The sequence below is a fragment of the Ideonella sp. FW305-24 genome (assembly GCF_058788035.1).
Map to the genome: position 1 here is coordinate 90727 of NZ_JBYTAI010000005.1, position 18015 is coordinate 108741.

The following is an 18015-nucleotide window of genomic DNA, read 5'->3' on the forward strand; positions in this document are numbered from 1 at the left end:
AACGCGTTGTGCCGTCGCCGCACGGGCCACCGCGATGGGCACTGCTCAACCGGCCACGGCCCGGAATCCCCCTGCCGTCATGGCATCATTCCCCGCATGAGTCTGGCCACCCGTTGTCCTGCCTGTGGCACGGTTTTCCGTGTGGTGCAAGACCAGTTGAAGGTCTCGCAGGGCTGGGTGCGCTGCGGCCAGTGCCACGAGGTCTTCAACGCGCTGGAGGGGCTGTTCGAGCTGCCTCCACAGCAACCCGTCGCGCCACCGCCCGTGCCGGCGCACGGCTTCGGGCCGTCCATCGTCGACCGGTCGACATTCGGCGCCACCTCCGCGGCGACACAGGCTGTCAACACCGCCAGCGCAACAAGCGCCCAGGCGCCGATGCCGCAATCGTCCTCGGTGGTGTTTTCCGACCTGGACGACGACGAGGCCGCGCAACGTGCCTTCGAAGCCACCGAGCCGGCCGCGCTGGATGCCCTGTCCGAACGCCCAACACGCGGCGAGCGGCCCGACTTCACCTTCACGCGCAGCCCCTCCGAACGCGAAGCGGCCGAGGCGCTGCCACCGCCGCCGCCGCCAGTTCCCCCCGTCGCCACAGAGCCGGTTTCGTCCTTCGTCGCGGAAAGCCCGTCCGCCCTGGAAGACGAAGCGAGGTTGCTGGACACCGACGCCCTGGCCGCACCTTTCGACGCCAGCGAGACCCCGGACAGCAGCTTTGCACCCGGCCGGCAGCGCGACCCGCACCTGCCGCGCCAGCCCGAGTTCATTCGCCAGGCCGAGCGCGCGGCCCGCTGGCGGCATCCTGCCGTGCGCGCGGTGCTGGCCAGCGCATGCGGCCTGCTGGGCCTGCTGCTGCTGGGCCAACTGGCGCTCTACCAGCGCGACGTGCTGGCCGCCCGCTGGCCCAGTCTCCGGCCCGCCCTCAACGCCGCCTGCCAGACCCTGCGCTGCCGCGTGGCCAGCCCTTACGCGCTCGACCAGATCGTGCTGGATGCCAGCCACCTCAGCGCCACCGACAAGCCTGGCGTGCTGCGGCTGGACGCCGACCTGCACAATCGCGCCGAGCACCCGGTGCGCACTCCGGCGCTGGAGTTGAGCATTTCTTCTGACAGCGGCAGCGTGCTGTTGCGCAAGGTGCTGCTGCCAGCCGAGCTGGGCCACGGCGACACGCTGGAAGCCGACGGCGCCTGGCACCTGGACCTGCGGCTGGACATTGGCGAGCTGCACGTGGCCGGCTACACGCTGGAAGTCTTCTACCCCTGAGCCCCATCGTTTCCTGATGCCCGGCGCCGGCCCCAAGCCGCTGCGCCGCCCTTCCTCCATCCGACAACACACCATGGCCAGCCTCGTCTGCGGTTCCCTCGCCTTCGACACCATCACCACCTTCCCCGGCCGCTTCGCCGAGCAGATCCTGCCCGAGCAGGTCCACATCCTGAACGTCTCGTTCCTGGTGCCCACGCTGCGGCGCGAATACGGCGGCTGCGCCGGCAACATCGCCTACACGCTGAAGGCCCTTGGCGGCGAGCCTGTCGTGCTGGCCGCGCTGGGCAATGACGGCGGCGACTACCTGGCGCGCTTCCAGCAACTGGGCATCGACACCAGCAGCCTGCTGCAGGTGCCTGACAACTACACCGCCCAGGCCATCATCATCACCGACCGGGACAACAACCAGATCACCGCCTTCCACCCCGGCGCGATGCAGCAGGCGCACGAGATCGGCCTGCCGGCGCGCGGCGACATCAAGCTGGCACTGATCGGCCCGGACGGCCGCGACGCGATGCTGCGCCGCGCCCGAGACCTGCATGCCGCCGGCATCCCGTTCGTGTTCGACCCGGGCCAGGGCCTGCCCATGTTCAACGGCGAAGAGCTGCGCGCCTTCGTCGCGCAAGCCACCTGGGTGGCCGTCAACGACTACGAAGGCCGCATGCTCAGCGAGCGCACCGGGCAAAGCCTGGCAGAGATGTCGCGCTCGCACCTGGCCGGCATCATCGTGACGCTGGCCGCAGAGGGCTGCGAGCTGTGGATCCAGGGCGAGCGCACGCTGGTGCCAGGCGTGAAGGCCACCGAAGTGGTGGACCCGACCGGCTGCGGCGACGCCTTCCGCGCCGCGCTGCTGTTCGGCCTGGAGCAGGGCTGGCCGCTGGCACGTTGCGTGGCACTGGGCAACCAGATGGGCGCGCTGAAGATCGCGCAGCGAGGCGGCCAGAACCACGTGGTGGACCGCACGGCGCTCGGCCTCGGCTGACGACGGGGGACGCCAGAGCGGCGACGCCCGATCGAGGAAAAAAGCCCGGCGCAGGGCCGGCAGGACACTTAAAGAAAAGCCCGGCACAGGGCCGGCAGGGCACCCAAAGAAAAGCCCGGCGCAAGGCCGGGCTTTGGGAGTTGAGCCAAGGGCCGGCTTCACGCCGGCCCAAAGGCTCAGGGCTTGTTGCCCGTAGGGAACGGCCAGGCGGCCGCGGGGCTCAGCGCAGTTTTGGCTGCAGGCGCGGCGGGGGCAGAAGCCGCAGGCGCAGGCGCAGGGGTGGGCGCAGCCTTCTTGGCAGCGGCCTTCTTTGCAGCCTTCTTGGCGGGGGCCTTGGCCGTGGCGGTCTTCGCAGGCGCGTCGGCGACCTTCTTGGCGGGCGCAGCCTTCTTGGCCGCAGGCTTCGAAGACACCGACTTGGTCGCCGGCTTCACTGGCGCCACGGCCTTGGTTGCCGGCTTCACCGGTGCAAGCGTCTTCTTGGCCGGAGCCTTCTTCGCCGGAGCTGCCGCCTTCTTGGCCGGTGCAGCCTTCTTCGCCGGAGCCGCCGCCTTCTTGGCCGGTGCAGCCTTCTTCGCCGGAGCTGCCGCCTTCTTGGCCGGTGCAGCCTTCTTCGCCGGAGCTGCTGCCTTCTTGGCCGGCGCAGCCTTCTTCGCCGGTGCAGCGGCCTTCTTCGCCGGTGCTGCCGCCTTCTTGGCCGGAGCGGCCTTCTTTGCCGGAGCTGCAGCCTTCTTGGCCGGAGCCGCCTTTTTGGCCGGAGCGGCCTTCTTCGCAGTTGCCATTTCAAACTCCTTGATCAAGTTGCAAAAATACCGGGCCGCTCGATACAGCCCGGCAATTCACCGCCCGCGGTGTTGTCCCGGCCAAAGCCGGGTGCCCCCTCGGTGCGGTGAATGGGGAGACGACTCGCCGCACGGTTTCTGATGTCCGTGCTGCACGCGTCGCGGATCTTGATCTCTCAACATGCTGGGAAGGACTGCTCTCTGGCAAGCCTCTTGAATGCGACAAGAGGCCGGTACAGGACCGGCCTCTTGTTCACCTTCAATCCCAGCTCAATGCGCCACCGGATTGATACTCGATGACGCGGGTTTCAAAAAAGTTGCGTTCCTTTTTCAGGTCAATCATTTCGCTCATCCACGGGAACGGGTTTTCCTCGTTCGGGAAGAGCGCATCCAGGCCGATCTGCGTGGCCCGCCGGTTGGCGATGTAGCGCAGGTAGCCCTTGAACATCGAAGCGTTCATGCCCAGCACACCACGCGGCATGGTGTCTTCGGCATAGGCGTACTCCAGGTCCACCGCCTTCAGGAACAGCGCGGTGATCTCGGCCTTGAAGTCCGCGGTCCACAGCTGCGGGTTCTCGAGCTTGATCTGGTTGATCAGGTCGATGCCGAAGTTGCAGTGCATGGACTCGTCGCGCAGGATGTACTGGTACTGCTCTGCGGCACCGGTCATCTTGTTCTGGCGGCCCAGTGCAAGGATCTGCGTGAAGCCGACGTAGAAGAACAGGCCTTCCATCAGGCAGGCAAAAACGATCAGGCTCTTCAGCAGCGTGCGGTCGTTTTCCAGCGTGCCGGTCTTGAAGTTCGGGTCCATGATCGCGCCGATGAACGGGATCAGGAACTCGTCCTTGTCGCGGATGGACTTGACCTCGTTGTAGGCGTTGAAGATCTCCGATTCATCCAGGCCCAGCGACTCGACGATGTACTGGTAGGCGTGGGTGTGGATCGCTTCTTCGAAGGCCTGACGCAACAGGAACTGGCGAGCCTCGGGCGCCGTGATGTGGCGGTAGGTTCCCAGCACGATGTTGTTGGCGGCCAGCGAGTCGGCAGTGACGAAGAAGCCGAGGTTGCGCTTGACGATGCGGCGCTCGTCTTCGGTCAGGCCGTTGGGATCCTTCCAGGTCGCGATGTCGCGCGACATGTTGACCTCTTGCGGCATCCAGTGGTTTGCACAGGTGGCGAGGTATTTCTCCCAGGCCCACTTGTACTTGAACGGCACCAGCTGGTTGACGTCGGTCTGGCCGTTGATGATGCGCTTGTCGGCAGCGTTGACGCGGCCACTGGATGCAGGGGCCGCATGCGAGGCCGTGACCACCGCAGCGCGAGCGGCGGCAGCTTGGACAGTGGCTTGCGCAGTGGACATCGCCGACGCAGCGGACGATGAAGAGGGGGTCAACGCAGACGGCGACAGGTCGGCTGTCCGTGCGCCGGCAGTCGGCTCGGGCGCGGTACGTTGAACAGGATTCGGCGGGGTACGAGCGTCGTCTTCCCAGACCAGCATGGCGTGTTTCCTTGGGGTGGAATTATCAGAGTGTTGTGTTCAAACACCAAGCACTTCTTGACAGCGCAAACGCCTGCGTGTTGCCTCTCAACATCGTCTCGATGCGAGCGATGCGGCAGGCTTCACGCAGCGCGTGGTGTGAACACTCGATGAGCCGATGAAGAGAAGCGCATCGCAGGCCTTGCATGCGGTGCGCTTCACGTTCACTTCAAGCTCACTGGCAGGCTTCGCAGGTCGGGTCGTCGACGCCGCAGAACTTGATGTCAGTCGCAGGCGTGGCCTGCTGCGCGGCCATCATGGCCTGGGCTTGTGCGGCCGCTGCGTCGAGCGCCGACATCGCTGGCGCGGCATGGCTCGCTGCATGCGAACCACCGATGCCGCCGGACGAGGGCACGCTGTTCATCGCACCCGCCGCGACCGTGCTCTTCTCTGCGTGCGTGGCACCCACGGTGCGCAGGTAGTAGGTGGTCTTGAGGCCACGCAACCATGCGAGCTTGTAGGTGTCGTCCAGCTTCTTGCCCGATGCGCCGGCGATGTAGATGTTCAGCGACTGGGCCTGGTCGATCCACTTCTGGCGACGCGCCGCGGCCTCGACCAGCCACTGCGTTTCCACTTCGAAGGCGGTGGCATAGAGGCGCTTGATGTCCTCGGGCACGCGGTCGATGCGGCGCAGCGAACCGTCGTAGTGCTTGAGGTCCATGACCATCACGTTGTCCCACAGGCCGAGCTGCTTCAGGTCGCGCACCAGGTACTCGTTGACCACGGTGAACTCGCCCGACAGGTTGGACTTGACCGACAGGTTGCCGAAGCAAGGCTCGATCGACGCGTCCACGCCAATGATGTTGGAGATGGTCGCGGTCGGTGCGATGGCCACGCAGTTGCTGTTGCGCATGCCGTGGGTGGCAATGCGCTGGCGCAGCGCGTCCCAGTCCAGCGTCATGCTGCGGTCCACTTCGACGTAGCCGCCACGCTGCTCGGCCAGCAGGTTCAGCGAGTCCAGCGGCAGGATGCCCCGGTCCCACAGCGAGCCGTGGTAGGTCGAGTAGCGGCCACGCTCCGCCGCCAGGTCGGTCGACGCCCAATAGGCGTGGTAGCAGATGGCTTCCATCGACTGGTCGGCAAACTCGACCGCTTCCTGGCTGGCGTAGGGCAGGCGCAGTTCGTACAGCGCGTCCTGGAAGCCCATCAGGCCCAGGCCGACCGGGCGGTGACGCAGGTTGGAGTCACGCGCCTTCTTGACCGCGTAGTAGTTGATGTCGATGACGTTGTCGAGCATGCGCATCGCCGTCGACACGGTCCTCTTCAGCTTCTCCTGGTCGACCTTGCCATCCTTCAAGTGCTGGGCCAGGTTGACCGAGCCCAGGTTGCAGACGGCGATCTCGTCTTCATTGGTGTTCAGCGTGATCTCGGTGCACAGGTTGGACGAGTGCACCACGCCCACGTGCTGCTGCGGCGAGCGCACGTTGCAGGCGTCCTTGAAGGTGATCCAGGGGTGGCCGGTCTCGAACAGCATCGAGAGCATCTTGCGCCACAGGTCGCGGGCGGCCATGCGCTTGAAGAGCTTGATCTCGCCGCGGTCGGCCTTGGCCTCGTAGGCCACATAGGCCTTCTCGAAGGCGGTGCCAAACAGGTCGTGCAGGTCCGGGCAGGTCGACGGGCTGAACAGCGTCCAGTCGCCACCGTCCATCACGCGGCGCATGAACAGGTCAGGCACCCAGTTCGCGGTGTTCATGTCGTGCGTGCGGCGGCGGTCGTCGCCGGTGTTCTTGCGCAGTTCCAGGAACTCTTCGATGTCCAGGTGCCAGGTTTCCAGGTAGGCGCAGACGGCGCCCTTGCGCTTGCCGCCCTGGTTGACCGCCACGGCCGTGTCGTTGACCACCTTCAGGAACGGCACCACGCCTTGCGACTTGCCGTTGGTGCCCTTGATGTAGGAACCCAGCGCACGCACGTTGGTCCAGTCATTGCCCAGGCCGCCGGCAAACTTCGACAGCAGCGCGTTTTCCTTCAGCGCTTCATAGATGCCGTCCAGGTCGTCGGCCACCGTCGTCAGGTAGCAGGACGAGAGCTGCGAGCGGCGGGTGCCGGCGTTGAACAGCGTGGGGGTCGAGGACATGAAGTCAAAGCTCGACAACACGTTGTAGAACTCGATGGCGCGCGCTTCGCGGTTGATCTCGTTCAGCGCCAGGCCCATGGCCACGCGCATGAAAAACGCCTGCGGCATTTCGATGCGCTGCTCTTCGATGTGCAGGAAGTAGCGGTCGAACAGGGTCTGCAGGCCCAGGTAGTCGAACTGGAAGTCGCGGTCGGCCTTCAGTGCGGCGCCCAGCTTGGCCAGGTCGAACTGCAGCAGCTTCTCGTCCAGCAACTCGGCCTGAACGCCCTTCTTGATGAACTTCGGGAAGTACTCGGCATAGCGGGTGTGCATGTCGGCCTGCGTCAGCTCCTCGCCGAGGATCTCGCGGCGGATCGTGTGCAGCAGCAGGCGGGCGGTGGCGCGGGTGTAGCCGGGGTCGCTCTCGATCAGCGTGCGCGAGGCCAGGATCGCGGCCTTGTAGACCTCGTCGATCGGCACGCCGTCGTACAGGTTGCGGCGGGTCTCGGCCAGGATCGGGTCCGGCTTCACGTCAGCACCCAGGTCGGCACAGGCCGACACGATCAGGGCCTGCAGCTTGGCCTCGTCCAGCGGCACGCGCTGGCCCTTGTCGATCACCGTCAGGGTGGTCACGGCCACCGGCGCCGCCTCCACGCCCTGGCGCGCACGCTCCTGCGACCGGCGCTCGCGGTAGAGCACATAGGCACGCGCCACTTCATGGTGGCTGCCGCGCATCAGGCCCAGCTCGACCTGGTCCTGCACGTCTTCGATGTGGAAGGTGCCGCCGCCCGGACGCGAGCGCATCAGCGCACGAACCACGCTCTCGGTCAGCACGTCGACCGTCTCGCGCACGCTGGCCGAGGCCGCGCCTTGCGTGCCATGCACCGCCAGGAAGGCCTTCATCAGCGCGACGGCGATCTTGTTCGGCTCGAACGAGACGACCGCGCCGTTGCGGCGAATGATCTGGTAGGCGTGGAAGGCACTGGCCGGCGCGGCGGCGCTGGCAGTGGAGGCGGCGCTGGGACGCGCAATGGCGGCGTCGACGGTGCTGGAAACAGCTTGCATGGATTCCCCTGTGTGGATTCGGTGAAGACGAAAGATGTGCGGGCGCTGCGGCCGCTTCGGGTCCGCGCCTGTCAGGCCAAACGTCAGGTCAGACGTGGCCGGCTGTGGCAAGGCAATCGCCAGGCGTCACGGCCCTGAGGTGGGCGCGGCGCCTGGCGTTCGTCGACTGCTGCATCTCCACCCCCAGGGAGAAGCGAAGAGGTGCTGCTGGCAGCCCGCCAACACATGGCTGGCGGGGTCAAGCAAAGGCATGTCGACGTGCTTGAACATGGCGAATTTCCGAAACCCGAGGTTATCACAGCGGACGCTAGATGTAGGCTGGGAAACCCTGTCAGACACTACCGGTAGCGTCTATTTTTCAACCACGCCAAGCCCGGAAGGGCTTGACTCGCCTTCGGAAATGCGCAAGCCGCGAGCTGCTCGGAAGGGCTGTGCGGCTCAGCCGGCCGCGGGAAAACAGCTCACCGGCCAGCCCAGCCGGACGCGCAATGCGGCCCAGTCGAAGCCGGGGCCTGGGTCCTGCTTGCGGCCCGGTGCCACATGCTCGTGGCCGACCACTCCCTGCAGCGGATAGGCCGCCGCCAGGGCCGGCAGCAAGCCCGCCAGCGTGTCGTACTGGGCCTGCTCGAAGGTCTCGCCTTCCAGGCCTTCCAGCTCGATGCCGATCGAAAAATCGTTGCAGCCCTCGCGGCCCCGCCAGGCCGAACGGCCAGCATGCCAGGCCCGCTGGTCACACGAGACGAATTGCAGCGGCTCGCCAGTCCGCCGGATCAGAAAATGGGCTGAGACTTTCAAGCCGCGGATGCCCTGGAAATACGGGTGCGCATCCCAGTCCAGCGTGTTGGTGAACAGGCGCTCGATCTCGTCACCACCGTATTGGCCTGGGGGCAGGCTGATCGAATGGATCAGCGCCAGGTCGATGCACGTGCCCGCCGGGCGAGGACCGAAGTTGGGGGACGGCACAGCCCGCGCACCGGACCACCAACCGTCACGCCACATTGCGTCACCCGTTTGCGGGACGCTCACGACAGGTCGTCACCGCCAGCGTCCTGCGCCGCCTCGGTGATGCCCAGACGCGCCATGCGGTAGCGCATCTGCCGCAGCGACAGGCCCATGCGCGCGCCGGCCGCCGTGCGGTTGAAGTTGTGCTGCTGCAGCGCCCGCACCAGGATGCCGCGCTCGACCTCATCCAGGTACAGCGCCAGGTCATCCGGCAACGGCGGCGGGCCGCTGGCAACGCGGGGCGCCGCCAGCGCTTCGACCGGCACCAAGCTTTCGACCGCCAGCGCCGCAGCCTTGTCGGCAGGCTCCTCGTCGCCCGCGCTGTCCTCGAAGAGCGTGTCCGGCAGGCCCAGGTCGGCCGCCTCGATCAGCTCGCTGCTGCTCATCGCCAGCGCGCGGTGCAGCAGGTTCTCCAGCTCGCGCACATTGCCCGGGAAGCTGTAGGCCGCCAGCAGGCGCCTGGCGCCGGCCGACAACCTCGGCACCGGCGAGACGCCCGCGTCCCGCGTGATGCGGTCCAGCAAGGCGCTGCTGATGCTGTCCAGGTCGTCCAGCCGCTCGCGCAGCGGCGGCACCGGAATGCGGATCACGTTGAGCCGGTAATACAAGTCCTGCCGGAAGCGGCTGGCCGCCACTTCCGCGGCCAGGTCCTTGTGCGTGGCGCTGACGATGCGCACGTTCAGCGGCAGTTCGTTGACCGCGCCGATGGGCCGCACCGCGCGCTCCTGCACCACGCGCAACAGCTTGGACTGCATGGCCAGCGGCAGCTCGCCAATCTCGTCCAGGAACAAGGTGCCGCCATTGGCCGCCTGGAAGAAGCCGCTGCGGTCCTCGTTGGCACCGGTGAACGCGCCTTTCTTGTAGCCGAAGAATTCGGACTCCAGCAGGTTCTCCGGAATGGCGCCGCAGTTGACCGCAATGAAGGGCTGGCCCGCACGCGCGCTGACCTCATGGATGGCCCGCGCGACCAGCTCCTTGCCGGTGCCGGATTCGCCTTCGACCAGCACCGGCGCCATGCTGCGCGCGACCTTCTCGATCAGGTTGCGCACCTGCAGCATCGCATCCGAGCGACCGACCAGTTTGGCCAGCGGCGCGGCCGACACCGGCGGCGCCACCGCGCCCGGCGCTGCCACCGCGGGTTGCGGCACCACCCGGCCCATTGCCGCAGCCACCACACCGCGGAACTGCTTCAGGTCGACCGGCTTGGTCAGGTAGTCGAACGCGCCAGCCTTCAGCGCCTCCACCGCGTTCTCGGCCGAGCCATAAGCGGTGATGACGATGACCTTCTCGCTACGGTTCTGCTCTTCCAGCCTGTGCAGCAGCGTCATGCCAAAGCCGTCGGGCAGCCGCATGTCGGTGATGACCAGGCGGAACACGCGCTGCTGCAGCAGCGCCCAGGCCTCGGCCACGCTGGCCGCGGTCTCAACCTCCAGGCCCTCGCGCAGCAGGGTCAGCTCATACAGGGTCAGCAGGTCCGGTTCGTCGTCGACGACCAGCACGCCATTCCCGGCGCTCAGCGATTCATTCATAGGTGCAGCCGGCCTTCCGCCGCGAGGCTGTCGCGGCGCATCACGATCAGGAACACATTGCCGTGGCGCACGCCTTCATGGCGCACATAGTCGATGATGGCCCCATGGCGCGCGCACAGCTCGCGGCAAATGTACAAGCCCAGCCCGGTGCCGCGGCTGCGCGTCGAGTGAAACGGCTCGAACAGGTGCGGCTCGACCTCGGGCGCGATCAGCTCACCGTCACTGGCCACGGCCAGCCGCGCAAACGCACCTTCCAGCGCCTCCAGCGTGACCACCACCGCGCCGGCTTGGTCGGTGGCATGGCGCAGCGCGTTGTCCAGCAGGTTCACCAGCACGCGGCGCAGGTGGTCCACGTCGAAAGACACGCCCAGCGTCTCGGCCGGCAACTGCACCTGCAACCGGCTGCCGGCGCCCAGCGGCAAGCGCTCGGTCTGGGCCCAGTCGGCAATGATGGCGCCGACCTCGGCACTGCCGTCCAGCGTGCGCGACGGCGCGCTGCCACCGGGGGCGGCTTCCAGCACGTCATTGACGATGCGCTTGAGCCGCTCGACGTTGTCGGCCACGATGCCCACCAGCCGCTGCTGGTCGGGCCGCAGCACGTCTTCCTGCAGCAGCGCATTGGCCTGCGCCACGGCGGCCAGCGGGTTGCGGATCTCGTGCGCGATGCCGGCCGAGATGCGGCCCATGGCCACCAGCCGCTCCTGCCGCTGGCGCGCCAGCACCGTGCGCAGCTCTTCGGCAAACAGCACCGCCAGCACTTCCTGCCGGCCCCGCACCTGGCCGGCCACCAGCAGCCGCGCGCCACGCGTGAAACGAGCCCGCAGGCGGATCGAACGCGGCACCTCGCCATTGGCGCTGATGGTCAGGTCCTGCGTGCCGCCTGGCCATTCGCCGGTCTCGAAGGCCTGCGTCACCAGGTCCAGCAGGCTGCGCCAGCCCGGCTGTTCGCCCAGGTGGAACGGCGCTTTCGGGCAGCTGCCATCTTCGGCCAGCAGCTGGCGCGCGGCCGGGTTCGCCGCGCGCACGCGGCCGCGCCGGTCCACCACCAGCACGCCGTCGCCCATCTCGTCGATCACCAGCCGGTTCAGCTCGGCCTGCTGGTGCGCCAGCGCCAGGCTGCCACGCGCAGCGCGCTCCTCGCGCGCCAGCCGGCCCGCCATCTGCCCGGCCACCAGCGCAATTACGAACACGCCCGCGCCTGCCATGCCGGCCTGCGACAGCAGGTTGCCCATGTCGCCGCCCAGCAGGATCTTGTGCACCGCGGTGGCCAGCAGCAGCAGCGTGACGGCGGCCGCGGTGGCCAGCGCCGGCACACGGGCACTGAGCACGCCGGACATCAGCACCGGCAGCACCAGCAGCGCGCCATAGTTCAGCGCTGCCGAAGTGTCCAGCCAGTGCATGGCACCAAAGGCCGCCACGTCGAAGCCAATGGTCGCCCACCAGTGCAGGGTCGACAGCCGCGGCGCGCGCGCTGCTGCACGGCCCAGCCACAGCCACCAGATGATGGCCTGCGTGGCATGCACGCTGCAGACGATCAGCATCCAGCTCGGCCCGCGGCCGGCCAGCCAGCCCATCACCGCCTGCGCCAGCACCAGCGCAAAGCCCAGGCCGGCACGCACCAGCAGGTAGGTGAGGAAGATACGGCGGTGCGTGGTGTCGCCGCTCTGCAGCAGGCGCTGCACCTGGCGGGTCAGGAAATGGCTGTCTTCCGACGCCGAATGCGTGTCGCCCCAGCGCCCGCCCAGGCTGGTGGCCACGCCACCGGTGCTGTCCAGGCTGCTGTGGTCGCCCCCCAGCCCGCCGAACCACGAGCCGCCGTCATGCTTCTCATCGTTGCGGGGCTTGGCGCGCCGGTCCGCGCCCTGGGACCAGAGACTCATGACGAATGGCCCGCCGGGCCCAGCGTGCGGTGCGCCTCGCTGCAATAAGCCAGGCCTTGCGAGTCAGTCACCACGTCGTCCTGCGGCAGGTGCAGCCCACACTGCGCGCAGCGCAGCATGGGTTTGGCGGTGGCGACAGGCGGGGTAACCGGCGGCGCGACAGGCGCCTGACCGGCATCGGGCGGCGGGCGGCGCCGACGCCCGACCCACCAGATCGCCGCCAGCACCAACAAGATCAGCAACACGACACGTGACATGGCACTCCGCGGCCTTCAGGTCAGCTGGCGCTGCAGGACCACTTCCATCACGAAGCGCGAACCCACGTAAGCCAGCAGCAGCAGCAAAGCCCCGGCATACAGCCAGCGCGTGGCCTGCCGGCCGCGCCAGCCGCGCCACTGCCGGCCGGCAATCAGCGCCGCAAACGTGGCCCAGCCGAGCAGCGACAGCACCGTCTTGTGGTCCCAGCGCCAGTAGCCTGGAAAACTCAGGCCCAGCGCAAGCGCCAGCGTCAGCACCGCAAAGCCGGCCTCGACGAAGCGGAAGGTCAGCCGCTCCAGTCGCAGCAGCGGCATGCCAAAAGCGGCGGTCGCCGGCCCGCCGCTGCGCAGCCGCTGCTCGGCCGAGTCCAGCATCATGCCGTGCAGTACCGCGGTGCCAAACAGACCGTAGGACGCCAGGCCCAGCACCCAATGCAGCGGCGCCCAGCGCGAATGCGCCACCGCGCGCAGCTCACCGGGGAACAGCCAGGCAAGCAGCATTGCAGCCGCGCTGAACAAGGCCAGCACACGCCGCATGCCCACCACCGGCAACAGGCGGCTCTCGATCACGTGCACCGCCAGCACCAGCCACAGCGTGAACGACAGCACCGGCGCAAAGCCGATCAAGAGGCCTCGCTCCGGCTCGCCCGGCACGTCGGGCGCCCAGATGCCGGTGCCGGCCACCAGGGCCAGCGCATGCAGGCACCATGCCGCCACCAACACCCGCAGCGGCCAGCGCTGACCCGGCGCCGCGGGCCAGGCCGCCGCCAGGTAGCCGACGATGGCCAACCAGGCCAGGGGGTCAGCGGGGGCGGCGGATAAAATCATCCACACAGTTTACCGGCGCCCTGCGGCCAGCCCCTCCGTGCTGGCGCAAAGGAGCGCACTGCCCCGCACGCATGGCCACTACCCTCACCGATCGCCTGTCACGCCTGGTCAAGACCATGCGCGGCCAGGCCCGCATCACCGAAGACAACGTACAGGAGATGATGCGCGAAGTGCGCATGGCCTTGCTGGAAGCCGACGTCGCGCTGCCCGTGGTGCGCGACTTCATCGCCCGCGTGAAGGAAAAGGCGCTGGGCCAGGAAGTGGTCGGCTCGCTGAACCCAGGCCAGGTGCTGGTTTCGGTGGTCAACAAGGAACTCGCCGCGACCATGGGCGAAGGCGTGGCCGACATCAACCTGAACGCGCAACCGCCCGCCGTCATCCTGATGGCCGGCCTGCAGGGCGCCGGCAAGACCACCACCACCGGCAAGCTGGCCAAGCACCTGATCGAGAAGCGCAAGAAGAAGGTGCTGACCGTCTCGGCAGACGTCTACCGCCCGGCCGCCATCGAGCAGCTGAAGATGGTCACCAAGCAGGCCGGCGCCGAATGGTTCCCGTCCGAGCCGAACCAGAAGCCGCATGACATCGCGCTGGCCGCGATCGACTACGCCAAGCGCCATTACTTCGACGTGCTGCTGGTCGACACCGCCGGTCGGCTGGCGATCGACGAAGCGCTGATGGCCGAGATCCGCGACCTGCATGCCACGCTGAACCCGGTCGAGACGCTGTTCGTCGTCGACGCGATGCAGGGCCAGGACGCGATCAACACCGCCAAGGCCTTCAAGGAAGCACTGCCGCTGACCGGCATCGTGCTGACCAAGCTGGACGGCGATTCGCGCGGCGGCGCGGCTTTGTCAGTGCGGCAGATCACCGGCGCGCCGATCAAGTTCGCCGGCACCTCCGAGAAGATCGACGGCCTGGAAGTCTTCGACGCGCAGCGCCACGCCGGCCGAATCCTCGGCATGGGCGACATCGTCGCGCTGGTCGAGGAAGTGCAGAAGGGCGTAGACGTCGAGGCCGCGCAGAAGCTCGCTGAAAAGCTCAAGAGCGGCAGCGGCTTCGACCTGAACGACTTCCTGGCCCAGATCAGCCAGATGAAGAAGATGGGTGGCCTGTCCAGCCTGATGGACAAGCTGCCCACGCAGATGACCGCCAAGGCCGGCCAGCCCGACATGGACAAGGCCGAGCGCGACATGAAGCGCATGGAAGGCATCCTCAACGCGATGACCGCCAAGGAGCGCCGCCAACCCAGCCTGCTGATGGATGGCAAGAGCAAGGCCAGCCGCAAGCGCCGCATTGCCACCGGCGCCGGCGTGCAGATCCAGGACGTCAACCGCCTGCTGAATCAGTTCGACCAGATGCAGGGCATGATGAAAAAGATGAAGGGCGGCGGCCTGATGAAGATGATGAAGCGCATGGGCGGCATGAAAGGCATGGGTGGCCCCGGTGGCATGGGCGGCATGGGCGGTGGCATGGGTTTCTGAACCCGCTGAACCCTGGCGCGTCTCCAGGGTCCATCCATGACGTGAACACTGCCTGGAGACCTCGCCATGCCCACCTCCGTGCCCTATGAACCCGAAGCGCCCAGTCGGGCCGAAGTCGATGCGCTGAGCGGCGCCACGCTGCTGGAGTTCGGCACCGACTGGTGCGGCTGGTGCCGCGGCGCACAGCCCTTCATCGATGCAGCCTTGGCGGCCCGTCCCGGCCTGCGCCACCTGAAGATCGAGGACGGCCCGGGCCGTGCGCTGGGCCGCTCGTTCAAGGTCAAGCTCTGGCCCACGCTGATCTTGCTGCGCGACGGCCAGGAACTCGCCCGCGTGGTGCGGCCCGGCGGGCAAGACGCCATCGCCGAGGCGCTGGCCCTGCTGTAGCGCCAGCCCTCCCGGGCGGCGCCGTGTCAGCTCAGCTGAGCAAAGCCTGCGCGAACTCGCTCGCGCGGAACATCTGCAGGTCTTCCAGCTTCTCGCCCACGCCGATGAAGTAGACAGGCAGCGGCCGTTCGCGGGCAATCGCCGCCAGCACGCCGCCCTTGGCCGTGCCGTCCAGCTTGGTGACGATCAGCCCGGTCAGCCCCAGCGCATCGTCAAAGGCCTTGACCTGGGTCAGCGCGTTCTGGCCGGTGTTGCCATCCACCACCAGCAGCACCTCGTGCGGCGCGTCCGGCTGGGCCTTGCCGATCACGCGCTTGATCTTCCTCAGCTCTTCCATCAGGTGCAGCTGCGTGGGCAGCCGACCGGCCGTGTCGGCAATCACCACATCGCAGCCACGCGCCCTGCCCGCGCTGACGGCATCGAAAGTCACCGCCGAAGGGTCGCCACTTTCCTGGCTGATGATTTCGACCTTCGTGCGGTCGGCCCACACCGCCAGCTGCTCACGCGCCGCCGCCCGGAAGGTGTCGGCCGCGGCCAGCAGCACCTTCTGGTCGGCATCCGCCAGGTGGCGTGTCAGCTTGCCAATGCTGGTCGTCTTGCCAGCACCGTTGACGCCCACCACCATGATCACGGTCGGCTGGTGCTCGCCCACCACCAGCGCGCCTTCCAGCGGCTTCAGCAGCGCCGTCACCGCCTCGGCCAACAGCGCCTTGACCTGCGACGGCTCGGTCGCCTTCGCGTCCTTCACGCGCCGCTTCAGGTCCAGCAGCAAGGCCTCGGTCGCCTTCACGCCCGTGTCGGCCATCAGCAGCGCCGCTTCCAGTTCTTCGTAGAGCTCGTCGTCAATGCGCGTGCCGGTGAAGACCTGGGCAATGCTGGAGCCGGTGCGCGACAGCCCTTGCGTGAGCTTCTTCAGCCAGTTGGCCCGCGTGGGCTCGGTCGGCGGTGTCGCCGGTGCCAGGGCAGCGACCGGCGGCGGCGCCGGCACGGCAGCTGGCACCACAGGCGCCTTCGCAATGATGGGCACAGGACGCGGCGCGGCAGGCGGCGGCGCGACCGCCTCTCGCGCCGGCACAGGCGGTGGCACCACAGGCTCCGGCGCCTTGACCGGCGCTCCGGTGACCCACGAGGTCAAGGTGTTCCAGGCAGACGGTGCCGATGGCGCTGGCGGCGCTTCAACGGCAGGCGCCGGAGCGGCAGGGGCGCTGGCCTCGGCCGGCGAGGCGGCATCTTGCGCGGCCGGCTTCTTGCGGAAAAAACTGAACATCCGCCTATTGTCACCGGTCACCACAACAGACTCGCACTTCCCTCCCCCTTCCACGGCCCCAGGCTGCGCCGCTGCAGCGCGCCCAGCGCCAACCCGCCCGGCAAACTTTTTTCCCAAAAGTCTTGCCCAATTCGCTTTTCCCACCCTAGAATAGAAGGCTGTTGGCGCTTTAGCTCAGCCGGTTAGAGCGACGGAATCATAATCCGCAGGTCCGGGGTTCGAATCCCTGAAGCGCCACCAAAATCTGGAAGGCTTGTGAGTCGACGACTTACAAGCCTTTTTCTTTTCTAGGGGTGCCATTTGAGGGTGCCACTTGGGCTCCATTTCGACACCAGGGCTGTACCGCAAACCGCGCGGCACCGACTTTCTTCGCGTCCTCTTGAGCGCCTGGCCTTCAGGCCCAGGCCAGGCCAGCCGAAAACGTCGTGAGGTCCGCTGCTCGTTGCGGACCAGGAATCCCGGCCAGGCACGCGCCATCACGGCCTGGGCCAACACAAGGTTGGCGCTGGCTCTCACGATGAGCGACCGCGACGAAATTCTCAGACCCCGGGGTAACAACATCCGCACCCGGACCATCGGACCAGGCGGCATCTCCGCGTTCATGACATTGGCGCGCACCACCTTTCGCGCTTCCTGGACTCGGTGTCCAGGGTGACCGACACGGACGGGGCAGCCACCAACGAGGCGGCGCCGCCGCGCACGCTGACGAAGAAGATTTCAGGGCGCTGTGAAAGGCCGCAGCGAAGACGAAGGAAAGCGACGTGCCGGGAGAGCGTTTGCTATAGGCACAAAACACCTCTCTGCACGGCAATTGCCACGGCGTGGGCACGGTCGGCGGCCCCCAACTTCGCGAGGATGCGGCAGAGATGGCCCTTGACAGTTTGCTCGGAGATCTCGAGCTGACGTCCGATGGCCTTGTTCGAACCGCCCGCGGCGACGCGCTTGAGGACATCGACTTCGCGCGCGGACAGGCCAGGCTCGTCCACACGAAGTGCGATATCGCGAGCCACTTCGGCGGAGATGAATTTCTCGCCGGCGTGGACTCGACGCACTGCGTCCACCAGCTCCATCTCCAAAGCACTTTTCAAGATGAATCCTGATGCGCCAGCCTTGAGCGCCTGGACTGCCAACATGTCACCGCGATAAGTCGTGAGGATGATGACCTTGGCCTGCGGATCCGCTTCGCGTATGCGCTTCAGCGCCTCGATTCCATTGATGTCGGGCAGACTCACGTCCATCAAGGTCACGTCAGGGCGCAGTTTCCGATGCTGCTCCACCGCTTCTGTCGCCGTCGTCGCTCCACCTACGAAGCGGATGTCCGGGCTTTGTTGCACCACGGCCTCAATGCCATTCAGGATGAGCAGGTGGTCGTCGACGGCCAACAGTGCGATTGCGGAAACATGGCCCCGGTCATCAGTGGGCATCACCATTTGGTCTCTCTATTTCTTGCCTATCAATAGGCATGCGCGTACCGCCCTGGTTGCAGATACTCTTTGGATGTCCCATCCGTCCCTCCTCATCTTCGGCGCTGAGAAAAGTCTTGGACTTTTGGTGCTACGAGCCACGCTGTTCTGCTGCCTGATCTGGATTGTGGTGAAGCTGAGCGATGGTCAAGTCGTTGGACTCTTCGGCTTTTTATCCGCGATTCTGCTGTTGGTAGGTTACCGAACGCGCGCTGCAGCAGTGACTGCAACAGTTGTCCTATCGG

General features: G+C 67.0%; 14 protein-coding genes and 1 tRNA gene. 5 read left to right on the forward strand and 10 right to left on the reverse strand.

The features are described from left to right. Positions 1-96: 96 nt before the first annotated feature. Positions 97-1257: a zinc-ribbon and DUF3426 domain-containing protein gene (locus tag AC3WR5_RS15035; RefSeq protein WP_492485562.1), complete on the forward strand. Its 1161-nt coding sequence runs from the start codon at positions 97-99 to the stop codon at positions 1255-1257. 73 nt (positions 1258-1330) lie between these two features. Continuing rightward, positions 1331-2239, forward strand: a complete 909-nt coding sequence (locus tag AC3WR5_RS15040; protein ID WP_492485563.1) for a carbohydrate kinase family protein — start codon at positions 1331-1333, stop codon at positions 2237-2239. A gap of 176 nt (positions 2240-2415) precedes the next feature. Here the strand turns inward: AC3WR5_RS15040 and AC3WR5_RS15045 are convergent, their stop codons facing one another. The 8 genes from AC3WR5_RS15045 to AC3WR5_RS15080 all read right to left on the reverse strand — a co-directional run bounded on the left by AC3WR5_RS15045 (position 2416) and on the right by AC3WR5_RS15080 (position 13172). Further along, positions 2416-3021 (reverse strand): hypothetical protein, encoded by a 606-nt coding sequence (locus tag AC3WR5_RS15045; RefSeq protein ID WP_492485564.1) that lies wholly within the window; start codon positions 3019-3021, stop codon positions 2416-2418. A gap of 259 nt (positions 3022-3280) precedes the next feature. Beyond that, positions 3281-4519, reverse strand: coding sequence for a ribonucleotide-diphosphate reductase subunit beta (locus tag AC3WR5_RS15050; RefSeq protein ID WP_492485565.1), 1239 nt, complete (start codon positions 4517-4519; stop codon positions 3281-3283). A 214-nt stretch (positions 4520-4733) separates the two neighbouring features. Then, on the reverse strand, positions 4734-7676 hold the full coding sequence (locus AC3WR5_RS15055) for a ribonucleoside-diphosphate reductase subunit alpha (RefSeq protein ID WP_492485566.1): 2943 nt from the start codon (positions 7674-7676) through the stop codon (positions 4734-4736). Positions 7677-8114: 438 nt separating this feature from the next. Further along, positions 8115-8675: a 1,6-anhydro-N-acetylmuramyl-L-alanine amidase AmpD gene (gene ampD / locus AC3WR5_RS15060; protein WP_492485567.1), complete on the reverse strand. Its 561-nt coding sequence runs from the start codon at positions 8673-8675 to the stop codon at positions 8115-8117. 23 nt (positions 8676-8698) lie between these two features. Next, the gene (locus tag AC3WR5_RS15065) at positions 8699-10207 is read right to left on the reverse strand and encodes a sigma-54-dependent transcriptional regulator (RefSeq protein ID WP_492485568.1); all 1509 of its coding nucleotides are present in this window, start codon (positions 10205-10207) and stop codon (positions 8699-8701) included. Further along, positions 10204-12087 (reverse strand): sensor histidine kinase, encoded by a 1884-nt coding sequence (locus AC3WR5_RS15070; RefSeq protein WP_492485569.1) that lies wholly within the window; start codon positions 12085-12087, stop codon positions 10204-10206. The genes AC3WR5_RS15065 and AC3WR5_RS15070 overlap by 4 nt, the downstream gene beginning before the upstream one ends. Further along, positions 12084-12344 carry a PP0621 family protein gene (locus AC3WR5_RS15075; protein ID WP_492485570.1) on the reverse strand — a complete coding sequence of 87 codons (261 nt, stop codon included), beginning with the start codon at positions 12342-12344 and terminating at the stop codon, positions 12084-12086. Before AC3WR5_RS15075 ends, AC3WR5_RS15070 begins: the two co-directional genes overlap by 4 nt. A gap of 15 nt (positions 12345-12359) precedes the next feature. Continuing rightward, positions 12360-13172 carry a cytochrome C assembly family protein gene (locus AC3WR5_RS15080; protein ID WP_492485571.1) on the reverse strand — a complete coding sequence of 271 codons (813 nt, stop codon included), beginning with the start codon at positions 13170-13172 and terminating at the stop codon, positions 12360-12362. 71 nt (positions 13173-13243) lie between these two features. Here AC3WR5_RS15080 and ffh point away from each other — a divergent pair, with 71 nt between their 5' ends. Together ffh and AC3WR5_RS15090 are read left to right on the forward strand one after the other, a co-directional pair. Next, entirely contained in the window at positions 13244-14653 is a 1410-nt protein-coding gene (gene ffh / locus AC3WR5_RS15085; RefSeq protein WP_492485572.1) for a signal recognition particle protein, read from the forward strand. Between the two features lie 66 nt (positions 14654-14719). After that, the gene (locus AC3WR5_RS15090) at positions 14720-15040 is read left to right on the forward strand and encodes a thioredoxin family protein (RefSeq protein WP_492485573.1); all 321 of its coding nucleotides are present in this window, start codon (positions 14720-14722) and stop codon (positions 15038-15040) included. Positions 15041-15071: 31 nt separating this feature from the next. Here AC3WR5_RS15090 and ftsY read toward each other — a convergent pair whose 3' ends face one another. Beyond that, on the reverse strand, positions 15072-16307 hold the full coding sequence (gene ftsY / locus AC3WR5_RS15095) for a signal recognition particle-docking protein FtsY (RefSeq protein WP_492485574.1): 1236 nt from the start codon (positions 16305-16307) through the stop codon (positions 15072-15074). Positions 16308-16470: 163 nt separating this feature from the next. Here ftsY and AC3WR5_RS15100 point away from each other — a divergent pair. Beyond that, a tRNA-Met gene (locus AC3WR5_RS15100) sits at positions 16471-16547 on the forward strand. Positions 16548-17086: 539 nt separating this feature from the next. Here AC3WR5_RS15100 and AC3WR5_RS15105 read toward each other — a convergent pair. Beyond that, complete coding sequence (locus AC3WR5_RS15105) at positions 17087-17737, reverse strand: response regulator (protein ID WP_492485575.1); 651 nt, start codon at positions 17735-17737, stop codon at positions 17087-17089. Positions 17738-18015 lie beyond the last annotated feature (278 nt).